At 28.5% G+C, this 20,029-nt stretch carries 16 protein-coding genes; 9 read left to right on the top strand and 7 right to left on the bottom strand.

Features of this window, described 5'->3' with window-relative positions; genetic code table 11:
- The first annotated feature begins 354 nt into the window (after window positions 1-354).
- The 4 genes from hutI (at window position 355) to ACSIGE_RS00165 (ending at window position 3,919) form a co-directional block, all read left to right on the top strand.
- On the top strand, window positions 355-1,587 hold the full coding sequence (hutI, locus tag ACSIGE_RS00180; protein ID WP_440880784.1) for an imidazolonepropionase: 1,233 nt from the start codon (window positions 355-357) through the stop codon (window positions 1,585-1,587).
- 5 nt (window positions 1,588-1,592) lie between these two features.
- Window positions 1,593-2,600, top strand: a complete 1,008-nt coding sequence (locus ACSIGE_RS00175; RefSeq protein WP_440880783.1) for a formimidoylglutamase — start codon at window positions 1,593-1,595, stop codon at window positions 2,598-2,600.
- A 161-nt stretch (window positions 2,601-2,761) separates the two neighbouring features.
- Window positions 2,762-3,256, top strand: a complete 495-nt coding sequence (locus ACSIGE_RS00170) for an RNA polymerase sigma factor (protein WP_440880782.1) — start codon at window positions 2,762-2,764, stop codon at window positions 3,254-3,256.
- A gap of 6 nt (window positions 3,257-3,262) precedes the next feature.
- Window positions 3,263-3,919 (top strand): hypothetical protein, encoded by a 657-nt coding sequence (locus tag ACSIGE_RS00165; RefSeq protein ID WP_440880781.1) that lies wholly within the window; start codon window positions 3,263-3,265, stop codon window positions 3,917-3,919.
- A gap of 267 nt (window positions 3,920-4,186) precedes the next feature.
- Here ACSIGE_RS00165 and ACSIGE_RS00160 read toward each other — a convergent pair whose 3' ends face one another.
- Window positions 4,187-5,176 (bottom strand): hypothetical protein, encoded by a 990-nt coding sequence (locus tag ACSIGE_RS00160; protein ID WP_440880780.1) that lies wholly within the window; start codon window positions 5,174-5,176, stop codon window positions 4,187-4,189.
- Window positions 5,177-5,775: 599 nt separating this feature from the next.
- Between ACSIGE_RS00160 and ACSIGE_RS00155 the strand changes: the two genes are divergently transcribed.
- Both ACSIGE_RS00155 and ACSIGE_RS00150 read left to right on the top strand, forming a co-directional pair.
- On the top strand, window positions 5,776-6,525 hold the full coding sequence (locus tag ACSIGE_RS00155) for an SDR family oxidoreductase (protein ID WP_440880779.1): 750 nt from the start codon (window positions 5,776-5,778) through the stop codon (window positions 6,523-6,525).
- A 55-nt stretch (window positions 6,526-6,580) separates the two neighbouring features.
- On the top strand, window positions 6,581-7,450 hold the full coding sequence (locus tag ACSIGE_RS00150) for an RNA polymerase sigma factor (RefSeq protein WP_440880778.1): 870 nt from the start codon (window positions 6,581-6,583) through the stop codon (window positions 7,448-7,450).
- A gap of 402 nt (window positions 7,451-7,852) precedes the next feature.
- On the opposite strand, the gene ACSIGE_RS00145 is transcribed toward ACSIGE_RS00150, so the two are convergent.
- A complete protein-coding gene (locus tag ACSIGE_RS00145) occupies window positions 7,853-8,566 on the bottom strand; it encodes a DUF6090 family protein (RefSeq protein ID WP_440880777.1) in 714 nt (237 codons plus the stop codon).
- Between the two features lie 1,072 nt (window positions 8,567-9,638).
- On the opposite strand from ACSIGE_RS00145, the gene prfB reads away from it, so the two are divergent.
- From prfB to ACSIGE_RS00130, 3 genes are all read left to right on the top strand, one after another.
- Window positions 9,639-10,739, top strand: a complete 1,101-nt coding sequence (gene prfB, locus ACSIGE_RS00140; RefSeq protein WP_440880776.1) for a peptide chain release factor 2 — start codon at window positions 9,639-9,641, stop codon at window positions 10,737-10,739.
- A 38-nt stretch (window positions 10,740-10,777) separates the two neighbouring features.
- Window positions 10,778-11,119 (top strand): arsenate reductase (glutaredoxin), encoded by a 342-nt coding sequence (gene arsC, locus ACSIGE_RS00135; protein WP_440882225.1) that lies wholly within the window; start codon window positions 10,778-10,780, stop codon window positions 11,117-11,119.
- Between the two features lie 297 nt (window positions 11,120-11,416).
- The gene (locus ACSIGE_RS00130) at window positions 11,417-14,239 is read left to right on the top strand and encodes a M16 family metallopeptidase (RefSeq protein WP_440880775.1); all 2,823 of its coding nucleotides are present in this window, start codon (window positions 11,417-11,419) and stop codon (window positions 14,237-14,239) included.
- A gap of 105 nt (window positions 14,240-14,344) precedes the next feature.
- Here ACSIGE_RS00130 and ACSIGE_RS00125 read toward each other — a convergent pair whose 3' ends face one another.
- From ACSIGE_RS00125 to recN, 5 genes are all read right to left on the bottom strand, one after another.
- Window positions 14,345-15,283 (bottom strand): UDP-glucuronic acid decarboxylase family protein, encoded by a 939-nt coding sequence (locus ACSIGE_RS00125; RefSeq protein WP_440880774.1) that lies wholly within the window; start codon window positions 15,281-15,283, stop codon window positions 14,345-14,347.
- A gap of 84 nt (window positions 15,284-15,367) precedes the next feature.
- Complete coding sequence (locus tag ACSIGE_RS00120; protein WP_440880773.1) at window positions 15,368-16,384, bottom strand: glycosyltransferase; 1,017 nt, start codon at window positions 16,382-16,384, stop codon at window positions 15,368-15,370.
- Between the two features lie 4 nt (window positions 16,385-16,388).
- Window positions 16,389-17,177, bottom strand: coding sequence for a DUF3050 domain-containing protein (locus ACSIGE_RS00115; RefSeq protein ID WP_440880772.1), 789 nt, complete (start codon window positions 17,175-17,177; stop codon window positions 16,389-16,391).
- A 177-nt stretch (window positions 17,178-17,354) separates the two neighbouring features.
- Entirely contained in the window at window positions 17,355-18,167 is an 813-nt protein-coding gene (locus ACSIGE_RS00110) for an enoyl-ACP reductase FabI (RefSeq protein ID WP_440880771.1), read from the bottom strand.
- 140 nt (window positions 18,168-18,307) lie between these two features.
- Window positions 18,308-19,963 carry a DNA repair protein RecN gene (recN, locus tag ACSIGE_RS00105; protein WP_440880770.1) on the bottom strand — a complete coding sequence of 552 codons (1,656 nt, stop codon included), beginning with the start codon at window positions 19,961-19,963 and terminating at the stop codon, window positions 18,308-18,310.
- Between the last annotated feature and the right edge of the window lie 66 nt (window positions 19,964-20,029).

Here is a 20,029-nt window from a genome sequence, read left to right as displayed (position 1 = left end):
ATGAAGAAGTTTAATTAGTTTAAACCTTATTTACAATAAGCTCAGAATTTATTCATAATATATTGGGAAACAAACCTCCTTTAGTTGAATGGTTAGAATGGAAAGGTAAATCACTTAAAAACAAGGACAAAAAACAAATACTGGAACTAAAAATCAATAAACCATTAACTATAACAACTTGACATTAAAACTTATATTAAACATAAATTGTGGAGTATAACACAAAAAATATTAATTTTTTGAACAAAATGCTTTTGATATGGTTATTTAGATTGATAATTTAAATTTATATCTTCTTAATATAATAAAATTATGTTTTTGTTTAAGTTTGCAATATCAAAATAACCCGAATATATGACTACTTTATTAGTTAATATTAAAGAATTAATTCAAGTAAGAAAACCTGGAACTAAAAAGATATCAGGCATTGAAATGAAAACCTTACCCACCATAAAAAAAGCTTTCTTATTGATAAAAAATGGTTTTATTATTGATTTTGGTTCAATGGATAGTGTTCCCAAATTAGCTTGTAAAAAAATCGACTGTACAGGAAAAATGGTTTTGCCTACTTGGTGCGATTCACATACGCATATAGTATTTGCCGGAAATAGAGAACAAGAATTTGTTGATCGCATAAATGGTTTAACTTATGAACAAATTGCAAAAAACGGCGGTGGTATTCTAAATTCAGCAAAAAAACTTCAAAATACAAATGAAATTGATTTGTATGAACAATCAGCAAAAAGGTTAGAAGAAATTATGGCTTTGGGTACAGGAGCCGTTGAAATAAAATCTGGATATGGACTCACTATTGATGCTGAACTCAAAATGCTTAAAGTAATAAAAAGGCTTAAGGAAAATTACAGAATTCCCATTAAAGCGACATTTTTAGGAGCACATGCATTTCCTTCAAAATTCAAAGATAATAAAGAAGGCTATATTAATTTGATTATTAATGAAATGCTTCCAAAAATTGCTCAAGAAAATCTTGCTGAATTTATTGATGTCTTCTGTGAAACTGGTTATTTTTCTGTTGAAGATACCAATAAAATATTATCTGCTGCGAAATCATATGGGTTGATTCCAAAAGTACACGTAAATCAATTCAATACTATTGGAGGTATTCAAGTTAGTGTGAAACACAAAGCCTTATCAGTTGATCATCTAGAGGTAATGACTTCAGAAGATATTAATTCATTAAAAGGCTCAGATACTATGCCTGTTGCATTGCCTTCTTGTTCTTATTTCTTAAGTATTCCCTACACTCCTGCTCGGGCTATTATTGAATCAGGACTCCCTCTAGCTTTGGCTACTGATTTTAATCCTGGGTCTACCCCTTCTGGAAACATGAATTTTGTGGTAGCTACGGCCTGCATCAAAATGAAAATGACTCCTGAAGAAGCTATCAATGCCGCTACCATAAATGGGGCATATGCGATGAACTTATCTGAAGAAGTTGGAAGTATTACAAAAGGAAAAAAAGCTAATTTTATTATTACTAAAGAAATTCCTTCTTACGGCTTTATTCCATATAGCTTTGGATCAAATTTAATAGAAGATGTATATATTGATGGTGAAAAAATATAATTTTTATGCTTACTTTATTTAATCAAAAACATATTAACGATTTCACCAATGCTCGTAAAGGAGAAATAAAACTTGGTGAATGTGTTTCTACTATTAATAACAATTATTCGCTTGACGAAGAACTTAAAAAATCTAAGGCTACTTTCATTATTTTTGGTATTCCTGAAGATATTGGAGTTAAAATGAACGGTGGTAATGGAGGAGCCCATACAAGTTTTATTCCGAGCATCAAAGCTTTTTTAAATACGCAGCAAAATCAGTTTATAAAAGGCGAAGATATTCTTGTCCTTGGTTATTTAGATCACTTTGACGATGTTATCAATTTTGACTCATCAGACCGTAAAAAAGGAGATGAGTTACTAAAAAAAATTGATCAAGAAGTTTCGGAGCTAGTAGCCCTTATAGTGAAACACAAAAAAATCCCCATTATTATTGGAGGGGGGCATAACAATGCTTATGGAAATATTAAAGGTCTTTCCTTAGCAAAAAAAAGCTCCATAAATGTTATCAATTTAGATGCACATACCGATCTAAGACGTTTAGAGGAACGCCACAGCGGGAATGGATTTTCATATGCTCTTAAAGAAGGTTTTTTAAATAAATACTTTATGTTTGGCCTACATGAAAGCTATACTCCTCAGTATATCTTTGAGAAAATTCATAGTAATATGAATCTCGAATACAATACTTTTGAAGAATTAGAGGTATATCAAGTAACGAATATGAAGAATGAGCTACAACGCGCATCAAATTTTATAAAGGATAATTACTTTGGAATAGAAATTGACCTAGATTGCATTCAATATTTTCCTAGTAGCGCTATGACGCCAAGTGGCTTTACACCTCAACAAGTCCGTCAATTCACCTATAATTTTGCCAAAATTAATAAAGCTTCCTACATACATATCTGTGAAGGGGCTCCTTCGATTAAAAAAGATCCCATAGCAACAATTCAAGTAGGAAAATTCATAAGCTATCTGATTTCTGATTTCATAAAGGCAAAAAATTCATAAAAAAATACATACAAACAAGTTAAACCTCTACAATGATGAAAATAATACTTTTGTAAAATTTAATATTTGCCTTTAACTCACCTTCGAAAAATAAAATTGAAAATTATTGTAACTTTTTTTATTTTTGAAAGGCTCATAATAATCTAACACAAATAATTTAGTTGGAGTCTGAACTTGAAAATAAATTTTTATCTGATTTTGAAAAAAATCAGAATATTGTGCATAAAATTTGTAGAATTTATACAACGAACTTAGATGCGCACAATGATTTATTTCAGGAAATAACTATCCAACTTTGGAAAAATTACAATAAGTTTAGAGGAGATTCTAAATTTAGTACTTGGATGTATAGAGTTGCTTTAAATACTGCTATTTCTTTGTATAGAAAATCTACAAGAAGTATTCAAACACAAGATATAAGTGAAATTGACTATAAGATACAATCTCAAGATTACGATGATACAGAAGAAGAACAGTTGAAACAGTTATATAAGGCTATTCATAAATTAAACGATATCGATAAGGCCTTGATATTTTTATATCTAGAAGACAAGCCTTACAAAGAAATTTCAAATACTCTGGGTATAAGTGAGGGAAATGCTAGAGTTAAAATGAACAGAGCAAAAGATAAATTAAAAAAAATATTGACCCCTTAACACTAAATGGACTCATTAGATAAATATAAAAAAGCTTGGATTGACCAACAAAGTGAAGAAACAAATAAAGTTTCTAAAGCTGATATCTATAAAATGTCAAAATCAAAATCTTCTTCTATTGTTAAATGGATTTTTATAATTGGTATTCTGGAGCTTTTATTTTGGACTAGCTTAAATTTTTATTTTATAGGAAACTCTCATATGAAGGTCTATGAGGCTCTTCATCTTAACACTTTTATTTACTCTAGTGTTTATATCCATTATATAATAATAATTATATTTTTAATTCTGTTTTACAAAAACTATAAATCAATTTCTATTTCAGATAATACTAGAACTCTCATACAAAAAATTCTGATTACCAGAAAAATAGTAAATTATTATGTATATTTTAATATAATATTTGCCATTACCTCTAACATTGTCATACTATTTTTATTTTTCATTAATACAGATTTATTATTAGAATACTATAAATCACAAGGTATGGAAGTTCCCTTAAACAAGGATGCTTTTTTAAATTTACTATTGGTTATTCTTTGTGTTACAATATTTATTATGTTTTTGTTGCTTTGGGGCTTCTATAGACTTATCTATGGTAGATTATTGAGTAAATTAAATAAAAATTATAAAGAACTCATTAAATTAGAGAATATTGAATAAGTTAAAACTTCTTTTTAATTGAACCAATATGCGCTTTCATCTTCTTTGACTATTTTTTAGTTTCTCTAATATCGAAATAATCGAACCATACCCCCTTTTTAATATACTTTCTCACATTACAGATATCAATATTTTTTTTCAAAATATAAATTATGATATTTAATAAAAAAATGACTCTTCATTTTATCATAAATAAGTGAGATTGTAATATATTGTTTATTTATTATTCCGACCTTTACTAATTAATTATAGTTTTTAATCTTTTATTTATTTAGTATTCTTATCCATCGTAGACTTGGAAGGTAAAAGAAAAACATTTTTGGGAATATTATCTCCCAATTCTTTTAACATTGTATCTAGCTCATAAATAGAACTTAGATCAATATCTAAACATACAGCTGTTCCATGTGTTTCAATATCAAATTCCCTTTGTTCTTTATGTGTTAATAGAATTCCTTTATTTCCACTAGAAATAAAAAATGAACCTCCTTTTTTACAAATTTCACTTGTCATATAGAGCCCATAACCAGAATTAGCCCATTCTCCTTTTGGTTTTCTTTTCTGTCCTGGATAAACTTTTCCTGATACACCTGGTTTAATACCCCATAATAAAGCTTCTAAATTATTTTCTAACGACAATTTAGGGTTATCAGAAAGTGACTTCTTGAGGCCTATACCATTATCCAACACAGCGAAAGTAACCTTCTCTTTGGTAGGTAAATACTGAGCACAAAAACTAAACTTTTCACTTCGACTGTGCTCAGTAATATTTCTTAATATTTCCCTCATAGAATATCTTAAAACATTGGTAACAATATTACTTTTATTTTGCGTAAGTATATTACTTATCCCTTCGGCATAATTATCTAATACAACTCCAGGATTAACATACGAATCTTTTGCCTCTTTTTTTATATCTTGAACTTTTAAAACTTGAATAGGACAATAAGTATCTGAACCTTTTGCCTCGCCAGGTTCATTACCAAAATCTAAACCAAAAGATTTAAAAAAACCCATATGGGCAGGGTATGTTAAATGTGAAAAATTTCTAGCATGAAAAGTAGATGAAAAATTGTTTTTTTTAAATATCTCTAATTCTTGGCTTACAAATAATAAAGAAAAGGGATCAATTATTTTTGTTTTATTAAAATCAAAAATGTAATTACTTTCTTTTCTAATGCTAGCAAAACTGTTTATGAAATCAATTGTTTTTTCAAAACTAAGATGTTGTGGAACTTCTATTATTTCATCGTTCATTTTTTATCAATGCTTAACTGTGTATATTAATACTTATACTTAGTTAACAAATATATTTTTATTTACCTAGCAGGAAGTACGGTTTTCCTTATTAAAGTTTCAGTAAATTAAAAATATAATTCTTAATAAGATTATGTTAGTCAATTATAAAGAATCCAAAGTAAAAACAATTGATTTACAATATCTGCAACAGCGATTTTACTGTTAACATAGCTCTTTCATAAAGGAAGAAAGTTTTAACAGCCTAGCATTTAAGTAAAACTTACATAGGTAGGAGAAACTCAATAGATATGTTTATTAACTTCTATACATCAATTAGGCTTAACTTACATTTTGAATTAGAGTTTATTAAAATGATTATTTATTCTTTAATTTTTTATGATAAAAAATTGGTGAAAAATGCTTTATGATGGCTTGTTTGAATATGAAATCTGCAATGAACATCACGAATAGAATATGAATAATTAACATTTGACTCCTATATATTAACCTGATTAGTTTATTTATTGCTTTAGTTTTGTAACACCATCATTTTCCTCTTGTCTAAATTAGACATATAACGATAATATTATGCTTGATTTATTAAAAAAACAAAAACAATGGAAAAATTAGAAGGTAAAGTTGCTGTTATTACTGGAGGAACAAGTGGTATTGGCTTAGCAACCGCACAAGAATTTATAAATAATGGTGCAAAAGTAGTTCTTTTTAGCAGAGGACAGAAAGCACTAAATTCAGCTCTAAAAGAATTAGGAGATAATAGTCACGCAGTAAAAGGTGACGTTACAAATCATTCTGATTTAGAAAGATTATTTTCAGAAACTAAATCTAAATTTGGTGGTGTTGATTGTTTATTCATTAATGTAGGAAAAGGAAAATTAGCTCCTGTAGCAGATACTAATGAAGCATTATTTGATGACATGATGAATGTCAATTTTAAAGGATCATATTTTACATTACAAAAAGGAATTAAAAGTTTAAATAAAAATGCTTCTGTAATTATAACTACATCTTATTTAAATGAAACTGGTTTTAGTGGAAGTAGTTTGTTAAGTGCTAGTAAAGCAGCATTGAGATCATTAGTTCGTGTTTCTTCTGCAGAACTTGCCAGTCAAGGAATACGTGTTAATGCAGTTAGTCCAGGACCAATTGGAACACCTTTTTGGGAAAAAATTGGTTTACCAGAAGATGTTCTTGCAGGAGCAACAGAAGCAATTACTGCTCAAACAGCATTAAAGCGTTTTGGTACTCCGGAGGAAGTAGCAAAAGCTGTATTATTTTTAGCTTCATATGATTCTTCTTATATCATTGGTGAAGAAATTGCAGTACATGGAGGAATTAACTCTATATAGTTAAGATTCTAAGCCTTATTTTAACAATTTAAAATAAGGCTTTTTATAAAAAAATATGAATATTTTTTCTAATAATTATAAAGACTACGACGATACTAAATTGGTAAAATTAGCTATAAATGGAGATAAAGAAGCATTGAATAGTTTAATTATTCGTCATCAACTTTTTGTATATAATCTAGCCCTTAAAATGGTTGGGAATATACAAGATGCTGAAGATTTAACACAAGAAGTCTTTATAAAAGTTATTACGGCGTTATCTAAATTTAATGGTAATAGTAAATTTACAACTTGGTTATACCGTATTAGTATTAATCATTTTATTAACAGTAAAAAGAAAAACTCTAAATTAAAGTTAATTAGTTTTGAGAATTATTTTAATTCTATTGATGCCATTCCTTCTCATGATTTAAATGACCAAGAAGAAGAAGAATTAAAGGATACAATAGAAGAGATTAGAATTAATTGTACTTCAGGTATGTTACTTTGTTTATCAAAAGAACAACGTATGATTTATATTTTAGGTGAAATGTTTGAAATTAATCATAATCTTGGTGCAGAGATTTTGGAGATTACACCAGGTAATTTTAGAATTAAATTAATGAGAGCTCGTAAAGAGTTATATAACTGGATGAACAAAAAATGTGGATTGGTTAATCTTAATAATCCATGTCGATGTTCAAAGAAAACAAGAGGTTATATAAAGGAAGGAAAAGTAGATCCTGAAAATTTAAATTTTAATACCAGATACAAATCTAGAATAAGTGAACTTTCAAAAAATAAAGCTATGGCATTCTCTAATACTGTAGATGAATTAAATAAAAAAGTATTTCAAAGTCACCCTATACAAAGACCTATTCAAGCATCAAAAATAGTTGATGAAATTCTGAATAACGACTTAATAAAATCTATTTTAAACTTATAAAAAAACCATTAAAAACGCTTAAAAACATCATTTTAATATGCTATAATGACTAGTATAGTAAAAGTTACAGGTTGACTAAATGAGCTATTATTTTAGATTTAAAACTAACATTTATAATTTCAAATGGTTTTAAACATAATCTTATTCCCCCCAATTGTAATTATATATTATTATGCTTAGAATTGTTCATTTTGGTTCTTATTCTTCTATTTTTATTAATTCGACTATTTCAATTAAAATTTTATAAAACAGTAACTAAACTTTGTTTTTGTAACTGTTACACAACTTATACTCTTATTATAATTAACCTAAAAAAATATAAAATACTTAACATATTAAGTTTATTTATTTTGTATATGTTTGTCCAACACACTATTTTAGTTTAATAGTAATAAGTATTAGCTAACGTTTTATTTCTTTTTTTATCTCCTCTTTAACTTCAAAAACCTTTTTTTCAATTTGATTATAGTAACTCATGATATAACTTCTATTTCCTTGTATTTTTACCAAATACAATAGAAATATTTTTTTATTTCTATTAGAAATTTTTAAGGGTAATTTAATTCCTGTAATTATATATTCATCATTAAAGTTAAAATTTGGTGCTAAACTCTTGTTTATTTCTTTAAAATAGTTTTCATGAAATTGCATTTCAGAATACTCTTCCTCTAATTTTCTTAATATTTGATAATCAAACTCATACAACGTAATTATTTTAAATCTTAAGCTATCATTTTTTATTAACTCCAATCCTCTTGACTTTAAAGTCTCGTATGCAGCAGTATTTTGAATTGATATAAAATCTCTTGTTATTGCATTATAATAAATTTTTAAAGAATCTTGACTCAAACTTTTATCATATAAAGCTTTCCTAAAATAGTTACAAGCTGAAATTCCGTATTTGTGACCAAGCTTATTTTGTTTTATATCTTCAAGGTCTTTTTCTAAGCCATTAAAAATTTCAATAAGAATTTTATTTTCAGAATTATCAGATTTTCTATTTTCATTCCAATTATTTAAAGAAAATGCAGCTATAACAGCAATAAATATTAAAAAAAATTCAAATCCAAATTTTCCCCAATTGTTTAATATTATTTTTTTTACCTTTTTTTTCAATACTAACTAATATTTAATGTATTATATCTTAAAATATAACGGTAGATAATGTTACACACATTCTTTCTATTCCTAATCATGTAACCTGTAAACTACTTTATGCCAAATAAATTATTTAAGTTATGGGAATAGCTCAGTTGTCACTTTTATGTGTCTTTATTTTTATAACATCCTACTTCTGATAAGCACGAAGTCTTCGTTTTCTCTATTCATTTTTTGTTGATACAACTCCTATTTTAATTAATACAAATTTTAGAAGAATAAACTCTCTAAATTAAATTTCAAATCTCAGGTTAACATTATAAAATCAATTCGGTAGAATTCATAAAAATGACTCAAACACCATTTACATTTCGACTACAAAATGCAACAATCTGTTCATTTTCATAATGTTATTTTAGCATTTCTACTCAAAATATTCAATACATTGAGTTAAAATCGACAAAGTAATATTTTACTCTCTCTTTAATTTAAATTTGAAATATCAAGTGAGCATTTGTCATATATTTTCAATTCTCAGTGTCTTATTTTGTAAATTAAAAGAAGACTTGATAAAATAAACAATTATATATTCTTCTTCTACAAATATAACTTTATTTTTAAACCTAAATACATTCTAAAACCAAGTTAAAGCACTATAATAAAGAAACTTAAAAAAAATAACTTCATCGTTTATTTAATTATTATGCAGTACATATTTTTTTTAAAATTTTATTAAAGTGATTCTCTTTTATTCTGATGCCTATTAAATAATCTATCGTTTTCATAAAATACCTGAACAAAAAGTAACTCCTTTTACTTAAAAATGACTAATGTGAGTTCGTTAATAAAAAACAATCTATTCCGAATTATATACTTCTAGTTAATGTATTTGATTTCTTTTATTAAAAAAAATAAAACCTATAACATTCCAAATATCTAACAAGCTTTCTTTATTGATTTATCTACCACATCACTAAGTAGACTTATCTCGATTAAACTTATTAGTTTTACTTAAAGTTATAAAATAGTATTAGTTATTTAAATCTATACGCTACTCAATCTTAAATTTTAACTTATTTTTGCTTCAATTATGATTACACAAGAACAATTAAAAGATATTTCTATAAGAGTTGAAAAACTTAGAGGTTATTTAGACATCGAGAAAAAATTGGTTGAAATTTCTAATGAAGAGGAAAAAACTGCAGATCCCGATTTTTGGAACCAACCAAAAGAAGCTGAAATATTGATGAAGTCACTTCGTTTAAAGAAAAAATGGGTTGAAGACTATAATGCTATTGTAGCTCTTAACGAAGATCTTCAAGTATTGTTTGATTTTTATAAAGAAGGAGATATTGAAGAAGAAGAATTGGTGAGTTATCACAGCAAAACAATTAATACTCTTGAAAATATAGAGTTTAGAAATATGCTTTCTGAGGAAGGAGATAATTTGAGTGCCGTTATACAAATTACTGCAGGAGCTGGAGGGACTGAAAGTTGTGATTGGACTGAAATGCTTATGCGCATGTATACCATGTGGGCTGAAAAACAAGGATATAAAATAAAAACATTAAACTATCAAGAAGGAGATGTTGCAGGAATTAAAACAGTAACTCTTGAACTGGAAGGAGATTATGCTTTTGGGTGGTTAAAAGGAGAAAATGGTGTTCATCGATTAGTCAGAATATCTCCATTTGACAGTAATGCAAAACGACATACTTCTTTTTCGTCAGTATATGTATATCCTGTAGCTGATAATTCAATAGAAATAGAAATTAATCCGTCAGATATCGAAATAACTACTGCAAGGTCAAGTGGTGCTGGTGGACAAAATGTTAATAAGGTAGAAACAAAAGTTCAACTTCACCATAAGCCTACCGGAATTCAAATTCAATGTTCTACATCTCGTTCTCAACATGACAATAGAGCCACAGCAATGCAGATGCTTAAATCACAACTATATGAAATTGAACTACAAAAAAGGTTAGCTGCACGTGCTGATATTGAAGCAAATAAACTTAAAAACGAGTGGGGTAGTCAAATACGAAACTATGTAATGCATCCATATAAGCTGGTAAAAGATGTAAGAACAGCCCACGAAACAGGTAATGTTGATGCCATTATGAATGGAGAAATTAATCCATTTTTGAAATCTTACCTAATGGCTATGGGGCAAAGAGAACAAGATTCGTAATCCTCTTTTTGAAGAGTTATAGTAGAAAAAATATTATCATGATAAAAATATATCACAACAATAGATGTAGTAAATCCCGTTCAGGAGTTGCCATTCTTGAAGATTCTGGAAAAGAATTCAAGATAATTAAATATTTAGATACCCCTCCATCATTCAGAGAACTAACGGAAATTATCAATTTACTTAATATCTCCCCTATTGAATTAGTAAGAAAAAATGAAAAAATATGGAAAGAGAATTTTAAAGGTAAGAAACTTTCAGAAAATGAAATTATAACTGCAATGGTAGAAAACCCTAAATTAATTGAACGACCAATCGTAATTAACGGAAATAAAGCTGTTATTGGAAGACCTCCTGAAAAAATTTCTACAGTATTATAGAAAACTCTCCGTTTGATTTTTTCAAATGTAAGACTTAATCAAAGACATTGTAGCTTCATTCATTTTATTCAAGCAAAGACATTTCGTCAAGTCTATAATAAAGGTCATTACTAAAAAAATTACCATATCTTAAGTGCATTAAATCCGAAGAAATAATAAAGTAATTAATGTTATTTTCTAAAAAGGATTGAATAGTTGAATAAACATACTACTTTTTTTAACAGTTTTTTATAACTAAAAAATTAGTTGTAAAAAATAGTGTTTGTAAATTGCGCTATAAATCAAATACTTAACACTATGAAGAAACTGTTTTTCATCATTTCTTTGATTGTTTTTGTTATACTAAAGTCACATTCGCAGAAACTAAAATCAAACGCTTTAATAAAAAATAAACTTACTGCAATCAAAATACCTGTTGACCCAAGTCTAAAAATTGGTAAGTTATCGAACGGACTCACCTATTACATCAAACAAAATTCGAAACCAAAAAATAAAGTTGAACTTCGTTTAATTGTGAATGCTGGGTCTATTTTAGAAGATGAAGATCAGTTAGGTTTGGCTCATTTTATGGAACATATGGCCTTTAACGGAACCAAAAACTTTAAAAAAAATGATTTAATAGATTATTTGCAGTCAATAGGAGTCAAATTTGGTGCTCATTTAAACGCTTATACTAGCTTTGATGAAACTGTTTATATTTTGCCAATTCCAAGTGATGAAAAGGCTAAATTAGAAAAAGGCTTCCAAATTATTGAAGATTGGGCACATGGTGCCCTGTTAACTGGAAAAGATATAGATGAAGAACGTGGTGTTATTTTAGAAGAATATCGTTCAAGAAGGGGTGCAGATAGTAGAATGCGTGAAAAGTATTTACCCATTGTTATGTATGGTTCTAAATATGCCGACCGTCTTCCTATTGGTACTGAAGAAAATATTAAAACCTTTAAACATGAAAGCTTAAGAAGATTTTACAAAGACTGGTATCGCCCAGATTTAATGGCTGTTGTTGCCGTTGGAGATGTTGACGTTGCTACCCTAGAACAAAAGGTAAAAGAGCATTTTGGACAAATAACAATGCCAAAGAACCCCAAAAAAAGAGAGGTTTCTCCTCTGAAAAATCATAAAGAAACCTTTATTGGAATTGAATCCGACAAAGAAGCTCCTTTTTCAAGAGTGCAGATAATGTATAAAGATTATGATAAAGCTGCTCCTATGATAACTATGGAAGACTATAGAAAATCTCTTATAAAGTCTCTATTTAGTCAAATGATAAACAATAGATTTGATGAGCTGAGAAATAGTGAGAATCCTCCTTTTATTTATGGTTTTAGCTTTCACGGACGAACATGGGCACGCGGTAAAAATGCATATCAATCAATTGCTGGAACTAGCGCCGATGGACAGTTAAAAGGCCTAATAACACTATTGGATGAGAATGAACGAGTAAAACGATACGGATTTCAGTTAGGTGAACTTCAAAGAGCAAAAAAGAACATTATAGCTAACATCGAAAAGGCTTTTAAAGATAAGGATAAAAGAGAATCAAAACGAATCGTTAATGAATACATCAATAACTTCCTAGAACAAGAACCAATACCAGGAATTGATTGGGAATATGAAATTCAAATGGGGTTATTACCCACTATTAAAATTGATGAGGTTAACAAGTTAATCAATAATTACCTGCATGATGACAATAGAGTTGTTGTTATTACAGGCCCAGAAAAAGTTGTTACCAAAGGTCAGGTTACAAAAGCATTAAATGATGTTAAAACAAAGGACCTTAAACCATATGAAGATAAAGTTATAGCTTCCAACTTAATAACAAACCCCATTACTTCAGGTTCTATTATTTCAACTGAGAAAAATAATAAATTAGGAATAACAACATTGACTCTAAGTAACGGTGCTAAGGTAATTTACAAAAAAACTAATTTTAAAAATGATGAAATTTTATTTGAAGCATTTAGCTTTGGGGGTACTTCTTTATATTCCGACAAGGATTTAAAAGCAACTACTTTTGCCAATCGAGGGCTTTTTGAAACGGGAATCAATACTTATTCTAAAAATGATTTATCTAAAATGATGTCTGGTAAAATTGTAAATGTTAGTCCTTACATAAGTGAATTAAGTGAAGGCTTCCGAGGAATGGTTACTCCAAAATATACTGAAGAATTATTCCAAATGGTATATTTATACTTTACCGCTTTAAATAAAGATGAAAAAGCTTTTAAATCATATATTAATAAGCAAAAAAGTTTCTTAGGGAACTTAATGGCTAACCCGAATTTTTATTTTCAAAAAGAAATGGGTGAGTTTATGAACAATGGAAATTCAAGATATTCTGGATTTCCTTCTCCAGAAGCATATGAACAAGCAGATTATAATCTTGCTTATACGAAATACCTAGAGCGTTTCGCCGACGCAGGAGATTTCAACTTTTACTTTGTAGGAAACATTGATGAAAAACAAATCAAAGAATTTTCAGAAAAGTACTTAGCTAGTTTACCTGGTAAAAACTCAAACGAAACATATAAAATTCATGATTTTAGACCCATTTCTGGAACTCACTCGAAAACTTTTGAAAAAGGTAAAGACCCTAAAAGTAATGTTAAAATTATCTACCAAGGAGAAACAAAATATAACGAAAAAGAAGCCTTAGCTTTTATGCTCTTAGGAGATGTAATTGGTATTAAATTAACGGAAAAACTTCGCGAAAAAGAAGGTGGTGTATATTCTTCTAGAACTCGTGGACGAATATCAAAATTACCTTATGGAAAATATAATATGACAATTTCTTTTCCTTGCGCTCCTGAAAATGTGGTAAAATTAAAAACAATATCTGTTAATCAAGTAGCGGATATTGTAAAAAATGGTCCCACTGCCGAAGATTTAATAAAGGCACAAAAAGGAATAATTAACGATCATAAAGAGAACTTAAAAAAGAATCGTTTTTGGTTATCAACTTTGAAAAATATTGATTATTTGAATAATGATAAATCAGATCCGTTTACGTTTGAAGATCGTGTGAATTCTTTAACAATTAAAGATCTACAAAAGGTAGCGAAAAAATATCTAGCAAACGGCTATATACTTGGAATATTAAATCCTGAGCAATAAAATAAATTAAAAACCGTCTAAATTTCTTTTTAGACGGTTTTGTTATTTTATTTAAGTATTAACAATAAATACTAAAAATTTTCAAATACAGTTAATCAAACACGTTTATTTCATAACCTTATAAAAATAAGTAATTACCTTATTTAATCCTTCTTCTAAACCTACCACAGGTTTCCAATCGTTTAATATTTTTTGTGCCAATGTAATATCAGGTTTACGCTGCATTGGATCATCTTCAGGTAGAGGTTTATAAATAATCTTAGAAGATGAATTTGTTAATCGAATAATTTCATTAGCCAATTGCGCAATTGAAAATTCCAAAGGATTTCCAATATTCAGTGGTCCAATTACATTTTCAGGTGTATTCATCATTCGAATCATTCCTTCTATTAAATCATCTACATACTGGAAACTTCTTGTCTGAGATCCATCACCGTAGATTGTTATATCTTCTCCTTTTAAAGCTTGAACAATAAAATTTGAAATAACTCTACCGTCATTAGTATTCATTCTTGTTCCATAGGTATTAAAAATTCTAATAATTTTAATACGAACATTATTTTGTTTATGATAATTTATAAAAAGTGATTCAGCACATCGTTTACCTTCATCATAACATGACCGCAACCCTATTGGGTTTACATGTCCCCAATAACTTTCAGGTTGTGGATGAACCTTTGGGTCTCCATAAACCTCACTTGTAGATGCTTGTAAAATTTTTGCATTTACTCTCTTTGCCAAACCTAACATATTAGTTGCACCAACAACAGAGGTCTTAATTGTTTTTATAGGATCATGTTGATAATGTATTGGTGATGCTGGACAAGCTAAGTTATATATATCATCTACCTCAGCGTAATAGGGCTCAGTAACATCATGACGAACTAATTCAAAAAATGGGTTATTCATCAAATGTAAAATATTTTTCTTACTACCTGTAAAATAGTTATCCAAACATATTACCTCATTTCCTTCATTTAATAGCCTTTCACAAAGGTGCGAACCAATAAAACCAGCTCCACCAGTAACTAATATTTTTTTCAACTTAGAATTATTTTTACCAAAAATAAGAACTTCATTGGAATCTATCAATTATCCCTATTTAAATATCTCATAAAGTAAATAAGATTAGGTGGCTTCATTTTTTTTAAAAAAATAATGAGGAAATTGCTTTTCAGGATCTCTTTTTAATATACGTATATAAAAAGTAGATTTTAAAAAAGCTATACCATAACCAAAAAATTGAATAAAAACCGCATATATGGACCAAAACCCCACTTTTAAACTCTTATTTAATAATGTAGAATGAATAAGTAAAACAAGTAAATAAGATAACAATGGTACAATAAACCAAATATTTTTTACCACAAAAGTCGCTAATACCGAACCTAAAGTAAAAAACACAAACATTGTAGGGAACCAAAAAGTAAGTTTCTTTGTTTTCGGATGCCAACTAGATAAAATTGGTCTAACCGTTCCGAACTTTTTTACCTGAGTATAAAACTTATCCCAAGAGATTCTTCTTTTGTGAAAAACATGAGCTTCGGGCAAAAATGCAGTTTTAAACCCCGCTTTCTCTATTCTCCTTGATAAATCTGGATCCTCTCCTGGATGAATTCTGGAAAAACCATTCGTTTTTACAAAAGCATCTTTTGAAATACCCATATTGAAACTTCGAGGTTCAAATTTTTGAACTCTGTTTCTTCCACCTCTAATGCCTCCAGTTGTAAAAAAAGAAGTCATCACATAATTAATTGCTTTTTGAAGTGTTGTAAAATTTTCGTGAGCCGCATCAGATCCTCCAAAACAATCTACATAAGATTCATTAAGAAAGGTTTCTAACGTTTCTAAATAATTGTTTGGTAAAATAACATCTGAATCTAAAATAATAAAATAATTACCAGAAGCTTTTCTCATTCCAAAGTTTCTTGAATCTCCGGGACCAGTATTAGGTTTATATAAATATTTTACATTTAAATCTTTGTATTTTTGAGTTATCTTTTCCGAAGTGTTTTGAGATCCATCTTCTACAATTATAACCTCATAATCGCCTTTGTAAGTTTGTTTTGTTAAGCTTTCTAATAATTCATCTATTTCTTTTGGTCTATTATAAACCGGTACTATAATAGATAACGATAATTTCATTCTTCTAATTTAAGGTTGCTTTTTTTCGAATTAGCAATTTTCGCTCTATCCCATCCCATAGATTTATTCGCTTTTCTAAAGATACTTTTGCATAATAAAAAACATCATCCCATTTCTGCTCATCATTACCACATAACTCTTCTATCATTTGAAGGGATAAAGGCCCGTGTTCATCTCCATCTAATTCGATATGTCTATTCAAATAATAAGTTAATTTGCTGTAATCAACATCATATTTCTTTTCTGTATTTTTTACTATTTCAAGAAACATATCTGGAATTAAATCTTCTCTTCCAAAAGTAAAACATGCTGCTATTATATGTGGTTGCTTAGTTTCAACGACTTCGAAAGTAAACGAAACAAATTCTTTAGTTTCTTTTTCTATATTTAAATATTTCATCGAAGACTCAATTTCACCAGAGTCTATTAAATTAGATATAAATGAGGCTATTTGTTTTGTATTTGCACCTGTTTGAAACATTGCATCTAAATACATTTCAAAATGACTCTTTGGCTCATTCAATTCATTTAAATCTGTTTCTTCACCCAAAACAATCTCATTTATAAACCTTGCTGTTTTAGGGTTAACAACTGGTATCCAAGGTAAAGTTGTACAGGTTAATGCTTGTTGTAAAGCCTTTAAAAGTGACATAAAATCCCATACTGCAAAAACATGTTCTTGCATAAACAGACGTACATCTTCAATATCATTCAACGATTTATACAAATGATGTTCTTTTAACTGAACTCTTAAAGTCGATAATTTCTTTTCTAATAATGTAATTTTACTCATTAATCAATCTTCTAATAATTATTTTTTGAAAATACACATAAAAATAAGTTATATTCTCTCAAGTATATCTGAAAAATAGTTAGTTCATAATTTTTTATCGTTATTTAGATACATTCAAATAAAAAAGCAAATCTACTGATTTGCTTTTTTATATATTTAACTTTTTGACTTAAAAATCTATTTCTCAATAAATTTCTCCATAACAGCATCACTTACTCCCATGTTAGAAAAACCTCCATCATGAAACAAGTTTTGCAAAGTAACTTTCTTTGTTAAGTCTGAAAATAAAGATATTGTGTAATCTGCACACTCCAAAGCTGTAGCATTTCCTAAAGGTGACATTTTTTCTGCATAAGATATAAATCCATCAAAACCTTTAACACCACTTCCTGCCGTTGTTGGTGTAGGAGACTGAGAAACTGTATTTACACGCACTTTATGATCTCTACCAAAAAAATACCCAAAACTTCTGGCAATAGATTCTAAATAAGCTTTATTATCAGCCATATCATTGTAATCTGGAAATACCCTCTGAGCTGCCATATAGGTTAAAGCCACAATACTTCCCCAATCATTCATTGCCTTTTTATTATATAATACATTCATTGTTTTGTGGAAGGATAAAGCTGAAACATCAAAACCTTTATTAGTGAAATCATATTTAGAATCCGTATAGTGACGTCCTTTACGAACATTTACCGACATCCCGATAGAATGTAAAACAAAATCTATTTTTCCTCCTAAAATTTCCATCGACTTTTCAACTAAATTAGATAAATCTTCAATTGAAGTAGCATCTGCAGGAATCACTTGCGATCCGGTTTTCTCAGCCAAATTATTGATTTCTCCCATTCGCATTGCTATTGGAGCATTTGTCAACACAAATTGAGCGCCTTCTTCATGAGCTCTCTCCGCAACTTTCCAAGCTATAGAATGCTCATTTAGTGCTCCAAAAATTATTCCTTTCTTTCCTTTTAATAAATTGTACATAATATCGTTGTCTTTTCTTTAGTTATTTGTAAAGGCAAATATAAACCTTTATAGATATAATAATATTCTTTATATATGGATACTAATTTCTTTTTGTAGCCAAAAGCTTACTTAAAAAAATCAATATTTTGGTAGTATTATTATTTTGTAAGTAATTCTTTTGCATGAACAATTGCACTCTTTGAATAATCTTTACCACTTAACATTTCTGCTATTTCTAAAACTCTATCTTCATGGTTTAAGAGTTTTAAATTTGATGTTGTAACTCCATTTTTCTCTCCTTTATAAACCTTATAATGATGTTCTCCTTGTGCAGCTATTTGAGGTAAATGTGTAATTGTAATTACCTGCATATAGTTTGCCATATCTTTCATAATATCTGCAATTTTATTAGAAACTTCACCTGAAACACCAGTATCTATCTCATCAAAAATTATTGTTGGTAATTGAATGTTCTTTGAAAGAATATTCTTAATCGACAGCATTATTCTTGATAATTCACCTCCTGAAGCTACTTTTTTTAACTCACCAAAATTACCACCCTTATTTGCTGAAAAAAGAAAAATAAGTTCATCTTTACCAAAACTGTTATAGTTTTCGCTTTCTCTTACTTCAATTAAAAAATTCGCATTTGGCATGCCCAATTCCGTTAACAAATATTTCAACTCTTTTTGTAAAGGTTTAATCACTTTATTTCGTTTGCTCATAATAACTTTAGCTAGCTCATCAAGCTTATTTGCCACCTCTTTAATTTCATTTTCTTTTTTTTGAATGAGATCACTAGCTCCCTGAACCTGAGAAACCTTCTCACTCAGATTTTCATGAATTTTTAATAATTCATCAATGCTACCTACAGCGTGTTTTTTTTGTAAACCATAAATTAATTGGAGCCTATCATTTAACTCTTCTATCTCTAATGGATTGAAATCTACTTTTTCATTTTCTGATTCCAATTCAGAAATAACATCATCAAGCTCAATTTTTAAACTGGATATTCTAGAAAATAATTCGTCGTATTCTTTAGCATAACAACTTATTTTTTGGAGTTTGTTCTCTAGTGAATTTAACTGAGTTTGTAAACCTATTTCTTCATTGATTACCATGTGAAGACTTTCTGATAAGTTTAATTTAATATCTTCAATGTTATTAAGCTTATCTAATTTGTCTTCCAATATTTTCTGCTCTCCTAATTGGAGTGAAGCCTCCTCTAGTTCATTAAATAAGTGTAAATTATAATCATATTGTTCTGTAGACTTTTTGGCTTCTTCTTGAAAAATTTTCAGCTCTTTTTTTAGGATATTATATTTTCTCAATCCCCTTTTATAAGAAGCTATTTTAGCAGTATTATTTGCTAAAGCATCTAAAATAGAATACTGGAAACTTTCATCAGATATTTCAAGTGTTTGATGTTGAGAATGTATATCTAGTAGATTCGTTTTGAGTGTTGTTAATACAGACAGACGAACTGGAGTGTCATTTACAAAAGCTCTTGATTTTCCTGATGGTAATATTTCTCTTCTTATTATTGTATTGTCATCATAATCAACATCTAGTTCTTCGAAAAGAGTAGCAAGACCATATCCATCTAAAGAAAACTCTGCCTCTATAACACACTTTTGATCTGTATTTTTTAAGGAGGACAAATCGGCTCTATTTCCCGTAACAAGTCCTAAAGCACCTAAAAGAATAGATTTACCAGCACCTGTTTCTCCAGTAATTATAGATAGTCCTTTTGTAAAATCAATTGATAAGTAATTGATTAACGCATAATTATGTATTGATAAATGTGTAAGCAAGTTCTAACTCTTTGAAAAGAATAAAAGTAAGAATTTTGAATGAATTAATATATCTTAATTCAATAC

The organism is Tenacibaculum profundi (assembly GCF_052050075.1).
In the GTDB taxonomy this organism is placed as follows: domain Bacteria; phylum Bacteroidota; class Bacteroidia; order Flavobacteriales; family Flavobacteriaceae; genus Polaribacter.
The sequence above is the reverse complement of the archived record's forward strand: the minus strand, read 5'-3'. Positions and strand labels throughout refer to the sequence as shown.

Bases quoted from the DNA above. Each gene is read 5' to 3' on its own strand.
- ACSIGE_RS00110 (WP_440880771.1), bottom strand. From the start codon at position 18,167: ATGTACAATTTATTAAAAGGAAAGAAAGGAATAATTTTTGGAGCACTA.
- ACSIGE_RS00175 (WP_440880783.1), top strand. From the start codon at position 1,593: ATGCTTACTTTATTTAATCAAAAACATATTAACGATTTCACCAATGCT.
- ACSIGE_RS00150 (WP_440880778.1), top strand. From the start codon at position 6,581: ATGAATATTTTTTCTAATAATTATAAAGACTACGACGATACTAAATTG.
- ACSIGE_RS00130 (WP_440880775.1), top strand. From the start codon at position 11,417: ATGAAGAAACTGTTTTTCATCATTTCTTTGATTGTTTTTGTTATACTA.
- hutI (WP_440880784.1), top strand. From the start codon at position 355: ATGACTACTTTATTAGTTAATATTAAAGAATTAATTCAAGTAAGAAAA.
- arsC (WP_440882225.1), top strand. From the start codon at position 10,778: ATGATAAAAATATATCACAACAATAGATGTAGTAAATCCCGTTCAGGA.
- ACSIGE_RS00155 (WP_440880779.1), top strand. From the start codon at position 5,776: ATGGAAAAATTAGAAGGTAAAGTTGCTGTTATTACTGGAGGAACAAGT.
- prfB (WP_440880776.1), top strand. From the start codon at position 9,639: ATGATTACACAAGAACAATTAAAAGATATTTCTATAAGAGTTGAAAAA.
- ACSIGE_RS00165 (WP_440880781.1), top strand. From the start codon at position 3,263: ATGGACTCATTAGATAAATATAAAAAAGCTTGGATTGACCAACAAAGT.
- ACSIGE_RS00120 (WP_440880773.1), bottom strand. From the start codon at position 16,384: ATGAAATTATCGTTATCTATTATAGTACCGGTTTATAATAGACCAAAA.
- ACSIGE_RS00115 (WP_440880772.1), bottom strand. From the start codon at position 17,177: ATGAGTAAAATTACATTATTAGAAAAGAAATTATCGACTTTAAGAGTT.
- ACSIGE_RS00160 (WP_440880780.1), bottom strand. From the start codon at position 5,176: ATGAACGATGAAATAATAGAAGTTCCACAACATCTTAGTTTTGAAAAA.